The 14,500-nt window shown below is 64.8% G+C and carries 12 protein-coding genes; 4 read left to right on the plus strand and 8 right to left on the minus strand.

The genetic code is table 11. The features are described 5' to 3' along the window. Positions 1–114 precede the first annotated feature (114 nt). Together clpB and BN2476_RS19620 are read right to left on the minus strand one after the other, a co-directional pair. Positions 115–2,712: an ATP-dependent chaperone ClpB gene (clpB, locus tag BN2476_RS19615; RefSeq protein ID WP_087735810.1), complete on the minus strand. Its 2,598-nt coding sequence runs from the start codon at positions 2,710–2,712 to the stop codon at positions 115–117. A gap of 288 nt (positions 2,713–3,000) precedes the next feature. Then, positions 3,001–3,504 (minus strand): Rrf2 family transcriptional regulator, encoded by a 504-nt coding sequence (locus BN2476_RS19620; protein ID WP_087735811.1) that lies wholly within the window; start codon positions 3,502–3,504, stop codon positions 3,001–3,003. A 256-nt stretch (positions 3,505–3,760) separates the two neighbouring features. Between BN2476_RS19620 and BN2476_RS19625 the strand changes: the two genes are divergently transcribed. Further along, a complete protein-coding gene (locus BN2476_RS19625; RefSeq protein WP_087735812.1) occupies positions 3,761–4,321 on the plus strand; it encodes a group III truncated hemoglobin in 561 nt (186 codons plus the stop codon). A 12-nt stretch (positions 4,322–4,333) separates the two neighbouring features. Here the strand turns inward: BN2476_RS19625 and moaE are convergent, their stop codons facing one another. The 6 genes from moaE to BN2476_RS19655 form a co-directional block, all read right to left on the minus strand. After that, positions 4,334–4,810: a molybdopterin synthase catalytic subunit MoaE gene (moaE, locus tag BN2476_RS19630; protein WP_087735813.1), complete on the minus strand. Its 477-nt coding sequence runs from the start codon at positions 4,808–4,810 to the stop codon at positions 4,334–4,336. A 30-nt stretch (positions 4,811–4,840) separates the two neighbouring features. After that, a complete protein-coding gene (gene moaD, locus BN2476_RS19635) occupies positions 4,841–5,098 on the minus strand; it encodes a molybdopterin converting factor subunit 1 (RefSeq protein WP_087735814.1) in 258 nt (85 codons plus the stop codon). A 29-nt stretch (positions 5,099–5,127) separates the two neighbouring features. Beyond that, positions 5,128–6,435, minus strand: a complete 1,308-nt coding sequence (locus tag BN2476_RS19640) for a molybdopterin molybdotransferase MoeA (protein ID WP_438942889.1) — start codon at positions 6,433–6,435, stop codon at positions 5,128–5,130. Between the two features lie 185 nt (positions 6,436–6,620). Beyond that, the gene (thrC, locus tag BN2476_RS19645) at positions 6,621–8,072 is read right to left on the minus strand and encodes a threonine synthase (RefSeq protein ID WP_087735815.1); all 1,452 of its coding nucleotides are present in this window, start codon (positions 8,070–8,072) and stop codon (positions 6,621–6,623) included. Positions 8,073–8,124: 52 nt separating this feature from the next. Beyond that, complete coding sequence (locus BN2476_RS19650; RefSeq protein ID WP_087735816.1) at positions 8,125–9,456, minus strand: homoserine dehydrogenase; 1,332 nt, start codon at positions 9,454–9,456, stop codon at positions 8,125–8,127. Positions 9,457–9,513: 57 nt separating this feature from the next. Next, positions 9,514–10,761, minus strand: a complete 1,248-nt coding sequence (locus tag BN2476_RS19655) for a pyridoxal phosphate-dependent aminotransferase (protein WP_087735817.1) — start codon at positions 10,759–10,761, stop codon at positions 9,514–9,516. A 634-nt stretch (positions 10,762–11,395) separates the two neighbouring features. On the opposite strand from BN2476_RS19655, the gene BN2476_RS19660 reads away from it, so the two are divergent. The 3 genes from BN2476_RS19660 (at position 11,396) to BN2476_RS19670 (ending at position 14,456) form a co-directional block, all read left to right on the plus strand. Beyond that, positions 11,396–11,770 (plus strand): Mth938-like domain-containing protein, encoded by a 375-nt coding sequence (locus BN2476_RS19660; protein WP_087735818.1) that lies wholly within the window; start codon positions 11,396–11,398, stop codon positions 11,768–11,770. A 420-nt stretch (positions 11,771–12,190) separates the two neighbouring features. Next, positions 12,191–14,032: a glycosyltransferase family 39 protein gene (locus BN2476_RS19665; RefSeq protein WP_087735819.1), complete on the plus strand. Its 1,842-nt coding sequence runs from the start codon at positions 12,191–12,193 to the stop codon at positions 14,030–14,032. Positions 14,033–14,084: 52 nt separating this feature from the next. Beyond that, complete coding sequence (locus BN2476_RS19670) at positions 14,085–14,456, plus strand: SMR family transporter (RefSeq protein ID WP_087735820.1); 372 nt, start codon at positions 14,085–14,087, stop codon at positions 14,454–14,456. Positions 14,457–14,500: the final 44 nt, after the last annotated feature.

The raw sequence follows: 14,500 nt of genomic DNA on the forward strand, positions 1-14,500 counted from the left end.
GAAGCGCCGCGCACAAAAACAAAAAGGCAACGAATCGCTTCGTTGCCTTTTTGCTTTTTTGCTTCTGATCGCGAGAGGATACACCGGTTGTCGGCGCATCCGTCCCTGTGTGCCTTAGTGCACCACCCGCTCGAACACGAGCTTGCCGTTCTCCACCTCGACGGGGATCACGTCCTTCGGCCCGAACTTGCCGGCCAGAATCAGCTTCGCGACCGGGTTCTCGATCTCCTGCTGGATCGCGCGCTTCAAAGGCCGCGCGCCGAACAGCGGGTCATAGCCGACCTTGCCGATCAACTCCAGCGCCGCATCCGACACCACCAGTTGCATGTCGAGTTTCGCGAGCCGTTCGTGCACGCGCTCCAGCTGGATCTTCGCGATCGACTGGATGTTGTCGCGGCCGAGCGCATGGAACACGACGACGTCATCGATCCGGTTCAGGAACTCCGGCCGGAAGTGCAGCTTCACTTCTTCCCAGACAGCATCCTTCACGGCTTCCTGCGACTCGCCGACCATCGACTGGATCACCTGCGAGCCGAGATTCGACGTCATCACGATCACCGTGTTCTTGAAGTCCACGGTGCGGCCCTGGCCGTCCGTCATGCGGCCGTCGTCGAGCACCTGCAGCAGCACGTTGAACACGTCCGGGTGCGCCTTCTCGATCTCGTCGAGCAGGATCACGCTATACGGCTTGCGGCGCACCGCTTCCGTCAGATAGCCGCCTTCTTCGTAGCCGACATAGCCCGGCGGCGCGCCGATCAGACGCGCGACGCTGTGCTTCTCCATGAACTCGCTCATGTCGATGCGGATCAGATGATCTTCCGCGTCGAACAGGAAGGCCGCGAGCGCCTTGCACAGCTCCGTCTTGCCGACGCCCGTCGGCCCGAGGAACAGGAACGAGCCATACGGACGGTTCGGGTCCGACAGCCCCGCGCGCGAACGGCGGATCGCATCGGCGACGGCGCTGATCGCTTCGTTCTGACCGACCACGCGCTCGTGCAGCTTCGTTTCGATCTGCAGCAGCTTCTCGCGCTCGCCCTGCATCATGCGCGACACGGGAATGCCCGTCGCACGCGACACGACTTCCGCGATTTCCTCCGCGCCGACCTGCGTGCGCAGCAGCCGCGGACGCGTCGGATTGTTCTGCTCCTGCGCCTCGGCCTGCGTGACCTGCTTCAGTTGCGCCTCGAGCTGCGGCAGCTTGCCGTACTGCAATTCGGCGACCTTTTCGAGCTTGCCTTCGCGTTGCAGACGCGTGATTTCCGCGCGCGTCTTCTCGATCTCTTCCTTCAGTTGCGCGCTGCCCTGCACGGCCGCTTTTTCCGCCGTCCAGATTTCTTCGAGATCCGAATATTCACGGTCGAGCCGCTCGATTTCTTCCTCGATCAGTTGCAGGCGCTTCTGCGACGCTTCGTCCTTCTCCTTCTTGACGGCTTCGCGCTCGATCTTCAGCTGGATGCGGCGGCGGTCGAGCCTGTCCATCTCCTCGGGCTTCGAGTCGATTTCCATCTTGATCTTCGACGCCGCTTCATCGATCAGGTCGATCGCCTTGTCCGGCAGGAAGCGGTCCGTGATGTAGCGATGCGACAGTTCCGCCGCCGCGACGATCGCCGGGTCGGTGATGTCGACGCCGTGATGCAACTCGTAGCGCTCCTGCAAGCCGCGCAGGATCGCGATGGTCGCTTCGACCGTCGGTTCGTCGACGAGCACCTTCTGGAAACGGCGCTCCAGCGCGGCATCCTTTTCGATGTACTTGCGATATTCGTCGAGCGTGGTCGCGCCGACGCAATGCAGCTCGCCGCGCGACAACGCCGGCTTCAGCATGTTGCCCGCGTCCATCGCGCCTTCGGCCTTGCCCGCGCCGACCATCGTGTGAATCTCGTCGATGAAGACGATAGTTTGCCCTTCGTCCTTCGCGATGTCGTTCAGCACGGCCTTCAGACGCTCTTCGAATTCGCCGCGGTATTTCGCGCCCGCGAGCAGCGCGGCCATGTCGAGCGACAGCACGCGCTTGCCCTTGAGCGTCTCCGGCACTTCGCCGTTGACGATGCGCTGCGCGAGACCTTCGACGATCGCCGTCTTGCCGACGCCCGGCTCGCCGATCAGCACCGGATTGTTCTTGGTCCGGCGTTGGAGGATCTGAATCGAACGGCGGATTTCGTCGTCACGACCGATGACGGGGTCGAGCTTGCCTGCACGGGCGCGCTCGGTCAGATCGATCGTGTATTTCTTCAACGCTTCGCGCTGGCTTTCGGCGTCCTGGCTGTGCACCTGCGAGCCGCCGCGCACGGCAACGATGGCCGCTTCCAGCGACTTGCGCGACAGGCCATGCTCGCGCGCGAGACGGCCGGCTTCGCCCTTGTCGTCGGCGACGGCGAGCAGGAACATTTCGCTCGCGATGTAGGTGTCATTGAGCTTCTGCGCTTCCTTGTCGGCCTGGTTCAACAGACCCGTGAGGTCGCGGCCGATCTGCACGTTGCCGTCCGTCCCCTGCACTTGCGGCAAACGCGTGATCGCGTCGTTCAACGCGGTTTGCAGCGCCTGCACGTGGACGCCGGCGCGCGACAGCAGCGAACGCGCCGAGCCGTCCTGTTGCGCGACGAGAGCCGCGAGGAGGTGAACGGGCTCGATGTACTGATTGTCATGGCCGACGGCAAGGCTTTGCGCATCGGCCAGCGCTTCCTGGAATTTAGTGGTGAGTTTGTCGATTCTCATCAAGAGACCTCCAATTTCGATTACCACCAAAATGAGGCGTTTTAGGCAGGTTTCAAGCGCTTTTTTGCATCAGGGAGAGAGAATTCGCACGGCGGCCGCGTTGCCGCATCCGGCACGGGACACAGCGCAGTTTAGCCCCGCGACCAGCACGGGAAAAGCAAAGGCGGGAGATGGCAGGCAGCGGCTCGGCGGGCGCCGCGAACGGGCGCGAGCCTGCCCGCAAGCCGTTCAGACGCGCAAATGCCGCTTCGAATAACGGCCGCACCGGCGACCGATCGTGCGGCTGGCTCAGGTGCCCGTCGGGACGACAGGCGTGATGGGCACGATCGGCACGACAGTGGCCGACGGCTTGAGCCCGAGCAGCGACATCAGCGGCGACGCAGGCTCGGCGATATCGCGGATCGTAAAGCCGTCGAGCTCGCGGAAAAACGCTGCGCGCGCCGCTTCGAGCACGCCCTTCAGCCGGCATTGCGACTGAATGACACATTCGCGATGCGCGCCCGGATCGCTGCCGTTGAAACAGCTGACCAGCGTGAAGTCGCTCTCGGCTGCGCGCACCACTTCGCCGATGGTCAACGCGGACGAATGCTCGAACAGCCGCAGACCGCCGTTGCGTCCACGCACGGTCTCGACCCAGCCGAGTTCCGCAAGCCGCTGAACCACCTTCATCAGATGGTTCTTCGATATGCCGTACGCGTCCGAAATGTCCTGGATTGTCGCCAGTCCTTCGGGACGAACTGCGAGGTAGAGCAGCACGCGCAGCGAGTAATCGGTATAGTCTGTCAGTCTCATTGAAAGGCAAGTCGCGACGGGGATGACGTGCGGAATGTTCACGACACACCCATAAACGCCGGTACTGCAGCGCGCAATAACATGCGTATAAGTCACATCTTATTGGCGCGTTTATCTCGTTATTTCGCGTAACTATAAACGCTAACTTTCGTTTGAAGCGCACTTTTTCTGACTTTAGATGAGCGCGCCCAACGTTTGCGACGGGTTTGCGTCCGCGTGATGTCGGAGTGCTTGCCGCATCTCACTTATTTCAGCTATGAAGTCCGAAATTTCTTCCACTATTTCCGCCGCCGAACGTCTCGCCACGCGCTACGCCGAACCGGACGAAGAGAACATCCGCGAGTTGGTCTACGCCTTCTACGACCGCGTGCGTGCCGACGCGCTGCTCGGTCCCGTGTTCGAAGAGAAGCTGGCGGGCCGCTGGGACGAGCATCTGCCGAAGATGTGCGTTTTCTGGGGATCGCTCGTACTGGGCGCGAAGCAATATCGCGGCAACGTGCAGCAGGCGCACATGCCGCTCGCCGGCGTCGAGCCGCGGCACTTCAGCCACTGGCTTTATCTGTTCCTCGATACCGTCGAGTCGCGCTATGAACCGGCCGCCGCCGTGCGCTTCATGGAGCCGGCGCTGCGTATCGCACGGAGCTTGCAGTTGAGCCGCTTCGGCTGGGACTATCAGATTCCCGCCGAACAGCAGGCGCTGCTGGAGCGCATCGCGCCGCGCCGTCGTTCGCGCGAAGAGCATGAGGCAGAACATGCGCGGCCGCGCGGCGAGCCGTTTCCGGCGAAAATCATCGGCAAATCGCGCGACGGCGATTGACTCGAACTTCGCTCAATCCGCCTTCGAGTTCGCCGACTTCAGTCCCCATCGCGCGAGCGCTTCGTCATCGGTCACGCGTGCATCGACCCAGCGCTCGCCGCTTTCCGTCTTTTCCTTCTTCCAGAATGGCGCCTGGGTCTTAAGGTAGTCCATCACGAATTCGCACGACGCGAATGCGTTCGCGCGATGCTTCGACGTCGTCGCGACCAGTACGATCTGATCGAGCGGCATCAGCTTGCCGACGCGGTGCACGATCAGCACATCGGTGCCCGGCCAGCGCTCGCGGGCCGCGTCGACGATCGCTTCAAGCGACTTCTCCGTCATGCCCGGATAGTGCTCGAGCTCCATCGTCTCGACGGCTTCGCCCTCGTTGATGTCGCGCACCGTGCCGACGAAGCACGCCACCGCGCCGACCTTCGGATTCTGCGCGCGCAATGCGGCGACTTCCGTCGTCAGGTCGAAATCATCTGCCTGGACACGGACCGTCATCGTTCGCCCTCCCGCTTCAAATGGCCCGATTCAGCCGCCCGTGACGGGCGGAAAGAACGCGACTTCGCAGCCGTCGGTGATGCGCGTGCCCGCGTCCGTCATCACGTGGTTGCACGCCATGCGCAGCGCGCGGCCTTCCGCGAGCGTCTCGGCCCACGCACCGCCGCGCACGCGTAGCCAGGCGCGCACATCGCCGACCGTCGCGATGCCTTCGGGCACGTCCACGGATTCGTCCGACCGGCCGAGCGCTTCGCGCACGCTCGCAAAATATTTCAGCTGGATCTTCATTCTCGGTAGCGGCCCGGTAACGGCCGCGCTCAGTTCAGCAGTTCGGAAAACGGGATGAAGCGCACGGTCTCGCCGGCGCTGATCGCATGATTCGGCGGATTGTCGATCAGGCCGTCGCCCCAGACCGTCGACGTCAGCACCGCCGAGCTCTGGTTCGGGAACAGATCGAGACCGCCCGCGGCGTTCACGCGCGCGCGCAGGAATTCGTTGCGGCGGTCGCCCTTTTGCTGCGTGAAGTCGGCGCGCAGCGACAGCGCGCGCGGCGTCACCGTCCGCCCCCCCGCGAGGCGCAGCAGAAACGGCCGCACGAACAGCAGGAACGTGACGAATGTCGACACGGGATTGCCCGGCAGGCCGATAAAGAACGTTTCGTTTGCCGCACCCGATGCACCCGCCCCTTCCGCTGCCACGCCTTTGCCCTTCGGCGACGCGCGGCGAATCGCGCCGAACGCAAGCGGCTTGCCCGGCTTCATCGCGATCTGCCACATCGACAGGCGTCCTTCGGCTTCGACGGCGGGCTTCACGTGATCCTCCTCGCCCACCGACACGCCGCCGCACGTCAGGATCAGATCGTGCGCCTGCGCCGCCTCGCGCAGCGTTTGCCGCGTTGCGTCGAGCCTGTCGGGAACGATGCCGAAATCGGTGACTTCACAGCCGAGCTTCTGCAGCAGGCCCGTCAGCGTGAAGCGGTTCGAGTTGTAGATCGCGCCGGGCTTGAGCGGCTCGCCGGGCATCGTCAGTTCATCGCCTGTAAAGAACACGGCGACTTTCACGCGGCGCACGACCTCGAGATTCGCGCATCCGACGGACGCCGCAAGCCCCAGCGCCTGCGGCGTGAGCCGCGTGCCAGCGGGCAGGATCGTCGCGCCCTTGCGGATGTCGGCGCCCTGCTGCGTGATCCATTCGCCCGCTTTCGGCGTGTGCAGGATCGCCACTTCGTCGCCGGCTGGTTCGGTTTGCTCCTGCATCACGATCGCGTCGGCGCCGGGCGGCACCGTCGCGCCCGTGAAGATGCGCGCCGCCGTGCCTTCCGCCAGCGGCTGCGGCGCATGGCCCGCCGGAATGCGCTGCGAGATGGGCAAGCGCCGCTCACCCTGCGATAGCTCGGCGACACGCACCGCATAGCCGTCCATCGCGCTCGTGTTCATCGGCGGCACGTCGAGCGGCGAGATCACGTCCGCGGCAAGCACGCGGTTGATCGCGTCGAGTGTCGGCAGCGTTTCGGTGCCGTCGATCTGCACGGCGGCGCCGAGCAGCGTAGCGAGCGCGTCGGCCGTCGACAGCATCGGCGCGCGCGGCGCGGATTGCGGAGGCGTCGGAGGCGTAGGTGTGGACATCGATCGGAAATGAAGCGATTCGAAAAGAATCATTGTAGCGGGCGCAGCCGCGTCGCGTCGCCGGGCGCTTTTATCCTGGCGTTACCGAGGGTTGCGCGGATCGACGCGCGCTGCAAAACAAAACGGCGCACGTCCAAGAACGTGCGCCGTTTGCGCGACTCTGCTGCGATCGATTGACCGCCTGTTCAAGCCCTCGTATGCGCCGCGACGAAGTCCTTCACGCGCTGCGCGTCGTTCGGCAGCACCTCGAAGCGCTGCGGCAGGTCTTCGAGCCCGCTGAACGCAGCCGGACGCTCCGGCTCGCGCGCCAGCGCCTCGCGGATCGTCTCGCCGAACTTGATGGGCTGCGCCGTCTCCAGCACGATCATCGGAATGCCCGCCTGCAGGTGCTCGCGCGCGACTTTCACGCCGTCGGCCGTGTGCGTGTCGATCATCGTGTCGTAACGCTGGAACACGTCGCGAATCGTCTCGACGCGGTCGTCGTGGCTGCTGCGCCCCGACACGAAGCCGAACTCCTGCACGCGCGCGAAATCGCCGCTCGCCTGCAGATCGAAGCCGCCCTTCTCCTCCACGTCGCGGAAGAGTTGCAGGACGCGCTTCGGATCGCGGCCCAACAGATCGAACACGAAGCGCTCGAAGTTCGACGCCTTCGAGATGTCCATGCTCGGGCTGCTCGTGTGATACGTCTCCGCCGACTTGCGCACGCGGTAAATGCCCGTGCGGAAGAATTCGTCGAGCACGTCGTTCTCGTTCGTCGCGACGACGAGCTTTTCGATGGGCAGCCCCATCATCCGCGCGATGTGCCCCGCGCAGACGTTGCCGAAGTTGCCCGACGGCACCGTGAACGACACGCGCTCGTCGTTGTGCTTCGTGGCCGCGAAGTAGCCCTTGAAGTAGTACACGACCTGCGCGACGACGCGCGCCCAGTTGATCGAGTTGACCGTGCCGATCTTCTGCTGCGACTTGAACGCATGATCGTTCGACACGGCCTTGACGATGTCCTGGCAATCGTCGAACACACCGTCGACCGCGACGTTGAAAATGTTCGGATCTTGCAGGCTGTACATCTGCGCCGTCTGGAACGCGCTCATCTTCTTGTGCGGCGACAGCATGAAGACGCGAATGCCCTTCTTGCCGCGCATCGCGTATTCGGCGGCGCTGCCCGTATCGCCCGATGTTGCGCCGAGAATGTTCAGCGTTTCGCCGTGCCTCGCGAGCGCGTACTCGAACAGATTGCCGAGCAACTGCATCGCCATGTCCTTGAACGCGAGCGTCGGGCCGTTCGACAGTTCGAGCAGCGACAGCGGCGCGCCCTCTTCGACGCCGAGCGTCTTCAGCGGCGTGATCTGCGCGGCGTTCTCTTCGTCGCGCACATTGCAGTACACCTGCGCCGTGTACGTGCGGCGCGTCAGCTCGCGCAAGTCTTCGACGGGAATGTCGTCGCTGAACTTGCGCAGGATCTCGAACGCGAGATCGGCGTACGGCAGCGCGCGCCAGCGCGCGAGTTCATCCGCCGACACCTGCGGATATTCGCCCGGCAGATACAGGCCGCCATCCTTCGCGAGACCGCCGAGCAGGATGTCGGAGAACGTGTGGCGCTCGCCGATGCCGGCGCCGCGCGTGGAAATGTAGTTCATGAGCTTGCCTCGTTACGAGTGTGCGTGTCGTACGTCGTGTGCTTTGCGTGCGTCAGTTCAGCGCTTCCATGCGCAGCTTCGTCACCTTCGACACAACCGTCTTCAGCGCCTCGATATTCGCGATCGCCGCGTTGACGTTCTTCTCGACCGTCTCGTGCGTGATCAGGATGATGTCGGTCTCGCCCTTCTTCGACACGTCGACCTGCTCCGATTCCTTCTGCAGCAGCGCGTCGATCGAAATGCCCGTGTCCGCGAGGATGCGCGTGATGTCGGCCAGCACGCCCGTCACGTCGGCGACGCGCAGACGCAGGTAGTAGCCGCTCGTCACTTCGTCGATGGGCAGGATCGGCGTACTCGACAGACGGTCCGGCTGGAACGCCAGATGCGGCACGCGGTGCTCGGGGTCGGCCGTGTGCAGGCGCGTCACGTCGACGAGATCGGCGACCACGGCGGACGCCGTCGGCTCAGCGCCCGCGCCCTTGCCGTAATACAGCGTCGTGCCGACGGCATCGCCATGCACGACGACGGCATTCATCGCGCCTTCGACGTTCGCGAGCAGGCGTTTCCCGGGGATCAGCGTCGGATGCACGCGCAGCTCGATGCCCTTGTCACTGCGCCGCGTGATGCCGAGCAGCTTGATCCGGTAGCCCAGTTCTTCCGCGTACCGGATGTCGATCGCGGCGAGCTTGCCGATGCCTTCGACGTATGCCTTGTCGAACTGCACGGGCACGCCGAACGCGATCGCGCTCATGATGGTCGCCTTGTGCGCGGCGTCGACGCCTTCGATGTCGAAGGTCGGGTCCGCTTCCGCGTAGCCGAGTTCTTGCGCGGCCTTCAGCGCCGTCGCGAAGTCGAGGCCGCGGTCGCGCATCTCCGACAGGATGTAGTTCGTCGTGCCGTTGATGATGCCCGCGATGTACTGGATGCGATTGGCCGTGAGGCCCTCGCGCAGCGCCTTGATGATCGGGATGCCGCCCGCGACGGCCGCTTCGAACGCGACCATCACGCCGTTGGCGCGCGCCGCCTCGAAAATTTCCGTGCCGTGCACGGCGAGCAGCGCCTTGTTGGCCGTCACGACATGCTTGCCGTTCCTGATCGCGCGCAGCACGAGATCGCGCGCGATGCCCGTGCCGCCGATCATTTCGGCGACGATGGCGATCGACGGATCGTCGACGACCGAACCGAAGTCGTCGGTGATCGCGACCGTGCCCGCCGCGCTGCCGAGCGCCGCCGTGGCCTTCGCGGGATTGCGCACGGCAATGCGCGCGATCTCGATGCCGCGGCCCGCGCGTCGGTTGATTTCTTCCTGGTTGCGGCGCAGTACCGTGAAGGTGCCGCTGCCTACCGTGCCGAAGCCCAGCAGTCCAACTTTGATCGGTTCCATGCAGCGTGTGTGTCTAGTGAGAGAGTGGAAAATCGGTTCGGGCGCCGATGCGCGCCCTCAGGCCGCGTGGCGTTTGCGATAGCCGTCGAGGAAGCGCGCGATCCGGTGGATCGAATCGGCGAGATCGTCGACGTTCGGCAGGAACACGACACGGAAGTGATCCGGCGCCTTCCAGTTGAAGCCGCTGCCCTGCACGAGCAGCACGCGCTCCTCCAGCAGCAGGTCGAGGATGAACTGCTGGTCGTTCTCGATCGGATACAGCTTCGGATCGAGGCGCGGGAACATGTACAGCGCCGCCTCGGGCTTCACGCAGGTCACGCCCGGAATGGCCGTCAGCATGTCGTACGCGAGCTGGCGCTGCTTGTAGAGCCGCCCGCCCGGCGCGATCAGATCGTTGATGCTCTGATAGCCGCCGAGCGCCGTCTGGATCGCGTACTGGCCGGGCACGTTCGGGCACAGGCGCATCGACGCGAGAATGCCGAGGCCCTCGAAGTAGTCTTTCGCGCGGCGGCGGTTTTCGCCCGTCAGGCCCGACACCCACATCCAGCCCGCGCGATAGCCGCACGAACGGTAGCTCTTCGACAGGCTGTTGAACGTCACAGTCAGCACGTCTTCGGACAGCGCCGCCACCGACGTGTGCTTCTTGCCATCGTAGACGATCTTGTCGTAGACCTCGTCCGCGAAGATGACGAGCCCGTGCTGGCGCGCGATCTCGATCAGCGCGAGCAGCAGTTCGTCGGAGTACAGCGCGCCCGTCGGGTTGTTCGGGTTGATCACGACGATCGCCTTCGTGTTCGGCGTGATCTTCGCGCGGATGTCGTCGAGGTCGGGCATCCACGCGTTCGATTCGTCGCACACGTAATGCACGGGCGTGCCGCCCGACAGGCTCACGCCCGCCGTCCACAGCGGATAGTCGGGTGCGGGCAGCAGCACTTCGTCGCCGTCGTTGAGGAGAGCCTGCATCGCCATCACGATCAGCTCGGACGCACCGTTGCCGATGTAGATGTCGTCCAGCTCGACGCCAACGACGCCCTTCTGCTGCGCGTAATGCATGATCGCCTTGCGCGCCGCGAACACGCCCTTCGAGTCCGAATAACCCGACGAGTCGGGCAGATTGCGGATCATGTCCTGGATGATTTCGTCAGGGGCGTCGAAACCGAACGGCGCGAGATTGCCGATGTTCAGCTTGATGATGCGATGGCCTTCTTCTTCGAGGCGCTTCGCGTGTTCGAGAACGGGCCCGCGAATGTCGTAGCAGACGTTCAACAGCTTGTTTGATTTCAGTATCGGTTTCACGACGGGCACTTCATCCTGGGTAAATGAGCGGGACCACTGAGCTGCGCCCCATGCAGCGGGCAAGCCATGAGGACGGAGTTTGCACAGCCGGGCGGCGGACCGGTGCAGGACATCGTGCGGGACGCGGGCGGCGCGGCGCGCACGGCCATCGAGCGGCTGAGCGGGCGCGGGCATGCCGCCTGATGCGCCATCGCGTACGGCATGCGCACGGCGCGTGTTGCTCGCGCGTTGCTCGCATTTTGCTGGCCGCTTTGCTGGCCATTCGCTGGCGATTCGCGCGCACTGCCGACACTTCGGACGCCTCGGTCGACACCCCAGTCGACGCGCGGGCGGGCGTCTCGTTGACGCCTGTGCCGGCGCGTTCCGGGCACCCCACTGTGGACGGCGGGCGCAGTCGCCAGCCTTGCGGGCGCGGCTTGTGGCGGCGCGCGGACCTCGAGGGGAGCCGCCGGGCGGCTAAAAAGTTATAATTTAGCGGATATTGGCCAACTTCCGCAATGCACCACGCAAGGCCATGATGCCCGCGCACATGGCATCGAACCCGCATTGAACCCGTGCATTGAACCCGTTGTCGCGCCTTTCGGTCGAAACGCGACACACGACGCACGCAGTGCGTGCCTTACGACGACCACGGAAAACCAGTTTGAAATTACACCAGGATGCAAGCGGCGCCCTGAACACCGTCACGGGTTACGGCGCCGACTATGTCGAAATCAATCTCGAACGTCATACGGGCAGCATCATCGTGCTGCCGGAAGGCCCCGTCATGAGCTGGCCTGTATCGTCATTCGAGGCCCTCTCGCCCGAGCACTTCGCGCTCTTGATCGAACCGGCGCCGGAAGTCGTCATCTTCGGCAGCGGCGAGCGCCTTCGCTTTCCGCATCCGCGGCTCACGGCCGCCCTCGTGGCCCAGCGGATCGGCGTCGAAACGATGGACTTCAAGGCCGCCTGCCGGACCTACAACATTCTGATGGCGGAAGGCCGCAAGGTCGCCGCCGCGCTGCTGATCGAAGGCTAGCAGCGGCGCTCGCGGCCCATTGGGCCGAGGGCGGAACGGCGTTTTCGCGCGGCACCCCGGCACCTTTTGGCCGGCGCGTCACGCGGATCAAGTACACTGCGCGCCTGCGCGCGTCATGGCAGCCGCGCCGCATCGCGCGCTGCCAAAGGCCTGCCCGCAAGCAGGAGTGGGCGGTTGCCGCAAGCTGCCGGATAAGGGTGTCGTAAGCGTCGCCGATGGAGAATCGGCGGCTGCTCCGCGCAACGGGCCCGATAACATGCCGATAGCGTGCCGATAACGCGCGCCACCTGGCGCCCGACGGCGCACCGGCCGGGCGATGCGCACCGCGTGCTCGCCGGGCGCACCGCAACAACCGGACTCCCGTCCGGTCGAGATAAGAACGAAGCCGCGCAAGCGGCGCCGAGAAGGGTTGAACAACACATGAACGACAAGCCGTTCGGGCTGACGCTCAATCGCACGACGGTCCTGCTGCTCGTGCTCACGCTGGCTGTGATCTGGTTCGTGCCGCTGGGCTGGCGCCATCTGCTGCCGAGCGACGAAGGCCGCTACGCCGAAATGGCGCGCGAGATGTTCGTCACCGGCGACTGGATCACGCCACGCTACAACGGCTACAAGTACTTCGAGAAGCCGCCGCTGCAAACCTGGGCGAATGCGCTGTCGTTCGCGTGGTTCGGCATCGGCGAGTGGCAGGCGCGTCTCTATACCGCGCTCACCGGCTTCGCGGGCGTGCTGCTGATAGGCTACACGGGGGCCCGCGTGTTCAACGTCGCGACGGGCCTGTTCGCCGCCCTCGTGCTCGCGAGCGCGCCGTACTGGAACCTGATGGGCCACTTCAACACGCTCGACATGGGCCTGTCGTTCTGGATGGAGCTGACGCTCTTCGGCTTGCTGCTCGCGCAGCGCCCAGGCCTCGCGTCGCGAGAGCATCGGCTGTGGATGTGGGTGGTGTGGGCGTCGATGGCGCTCGCCGTGCTGTCGAAGGGGCTCATCGGCCTGATCCTGCCGGGCGCGGTGCTCGTGCTGTACGCGCTGATCTCGCGCGACTGGGCGATCTGGAAGCGCCTCTACCTCGTGAGCGGCCTGATCGTCTTCTTCGCGATCGTCACGCCATGGTTCGTGATCGTGCAGGATCGCAACCCCGAATTCTTCAACTTCTTCTTCATCGTCCAGCAGTTCAGGCGCTATCTGACGCCCGAGCAGAACCGTCCCGGCCCGTTCTATTACTTCGTGCCCGTGCTGATCGTCGGCTTCCTGCCGTGGCTGTCGGTGAGCGTGCAGAGCGTGCGCAACGCGCTGCGCATGCCGCGCCAGGCGAACGGCTTCTCGCCCGTGACGATGCTGTTCGTCTGGACGGTCTTCATCTTCCTGTTCTTCAGCGCGTCGCATTCGAAGCTGCTGTCGTACACGCTGCCCGTCGCGCCTCCCATCGCGCTCGTGATCGGCCTGTATCTGCCCCTCGTCACGCGCGAGCAGTTCCACCGGCACCTGACGGGCTACGCGGTGTTTCTCGTCGCAGCCGGATTCGGCGCAGTGTTCCTCGGTCATTTCGGCGACAAGCGCAACCCGAATGCGCTGTACCTCGAGTTCCGCATCTGGGTGTTCGCGGCGCTCGCCGTCGGCTTTGTCCTCACGCTAGCGTCGATCTGGCTCAACTGGCGCACGCGACGCGCCGCGAACGGCTCGTCCGCTGTCTTGCAGGCGGGTGCGCAGAACGGCGCAGCGCGGACTCCGGGTGCGGGCCTCTTCGGCGCCGCCACGGTTTTCGGCTTCGGATGGGTGCTGCTCGCCGTGATCGCGGGCACGGGGCACGACGCGTTCGGCCGGCTGTCGTCGGGCGCGCCGCTCGCCCCGGGCGTGAAGGCCGAACTCGCGAAACTGCCCGCCGACACGCCGTTCTACTCGGTTGGCGTGCTCGATCACACGGTGCCGTTCTACATCGGCCACACGATGATCATGGTCGAGCATGCGGACGAACTGGCGTTCGGCGTGTCGGTCGAACCGCAAAAATGGGTGCCGACGATCCCGCAATGGATCGAGCGCTGGAAAGCCGACCGCTACGCGATGGCGCTGATGTCGCCGGACCGCTACAAGGAACTCAGCGCGCAACACTTGCCGATGACCGTCGTCGCGCGCGACGCCCGGCGCGTGATCGTCGAGAAGCCGGGCTCCGAACAGGCGGGCGCGCAGCAAGGCGCCGCCGCGCCAGCCGTTGCGCAATCCGGTGCCGCGCCGGCGGCCTCCGCGCCGCAGCAAACGCAATGAACGCCGCGAGCGCAGCAGCCCTGACCGCCTCCATCACCCAAACGTCTATTCCATGAATCCGATTTCGCTCTTCTGCATCCTCGCGGGCGTCGCGCTGAACGCGACGGCCCAGCTGCTTTTGAAGGCCGGCACGAACGCCGTCGGCCACTTCGATTTCACCGTCGCCAACATCGTCCCCATCGGGCTCAGGATCGCGACGCAGTTGCCCATCATCGGCGGGCTCGCCTGCTACGTGCTGAGCGTCGTCGTGTGGATCGTCGGACTGTCGCGCGTGGATGTGTCGATTGCCTATCCGATGCTGTCGCTGGGCTATGTTGTAAACGCGATTGCTGCGTGGTATCTGTTCGGCGAAGTGCTGTCGGCGCAGCGTCTCGTCGGCATCGGCGTGATCCTGGTGGGTGTGTTCCTCGTCGCGCGCAGTTGACGGACGTGGGACACAGCGGGCATGAGGTGTGGCGAGGCGGCGCG

It is taken from the genome of Paraburkholderia piptadeniae, from assembly GCF_900007165.1.
Lineage (GTDB): Bacteria > Pseudomonadota > Gammaproteobacteria > Burkholderiales > Burkholderiaceae > Paraburkholderia > Paraburkholderia piptadeniae.

Bases quoted from the DNA above. Each gene is read 5' to 3' on its own strand.
- moaE (WP_087735813.1), bottom strand. From the start codon at position 4,810: ATGACGGTCCGTGTCCAGGCAGATGATTTCGACCTGACGACGGAAGTC.
- clpB (WP_087735810.1), bottom strand. From the start codon at position 2,712: ATGAGAATCGACAAACTCACCACTAAATTCCAGGAAGCGCTGGCCGAT.
- BN2476_RS19640 (WP_438942889.1), bottom strand. From the start codon at position 6,435: ATGTCCACACCTACGCCTCCGACGCCTCCGCAATCCGCGCCGCGCGCG.
- BN2476_RS19620 (WP_087735811.1), bottom strand. From the start codon at position 3,504: ATGAGACTGACAGACTATACCGATTACTCGCTGCGCGTGCTGCTCTAC.
- BN2476_RS19670 (WP_087735820.1), top strand. From the start codon at position 14,085: ATGAATCCGATTTCGCTCTTCTGCATCCTCGCGGGCGTCGCGCTGAAC.
- BN2476_RS19665 (WP_087735819.1), top strand. From the start codon at position 12,191: ATGAACGACAAGCCGTTCGGGCTGACGCTCAATCGCACGACGGTCCTG.
- BN2476_RS19625 (WP_087735812.1), top strand. From the start codon at position 3,761: ATGAAGTCCGAAATTTCTTCCACTATTTCCGCCGCCGAACGTCTCGCC.
- thrC (WP_087735815.1), bottom strand. From the start codon at position 8,072: ATGAACTACATTTCCACGCGCGGCGCCGGCATCGGCGAGCGCCACACG.
- moaD (WP_087735814.1), bottom strand. From the start codon at position 5,098: ATGAAGATCCAGCTGAAATATTTTGCGAGCGTGCGCGAAGCGCTCGGC.
- BN2476_RS19650 (WP_087735816.1), bottom strand. From the start codon at position 9,456: ATGGAACCGATCAAAGTTGGACTGCTGGGCTTCGGCACGGTAGGCAGC.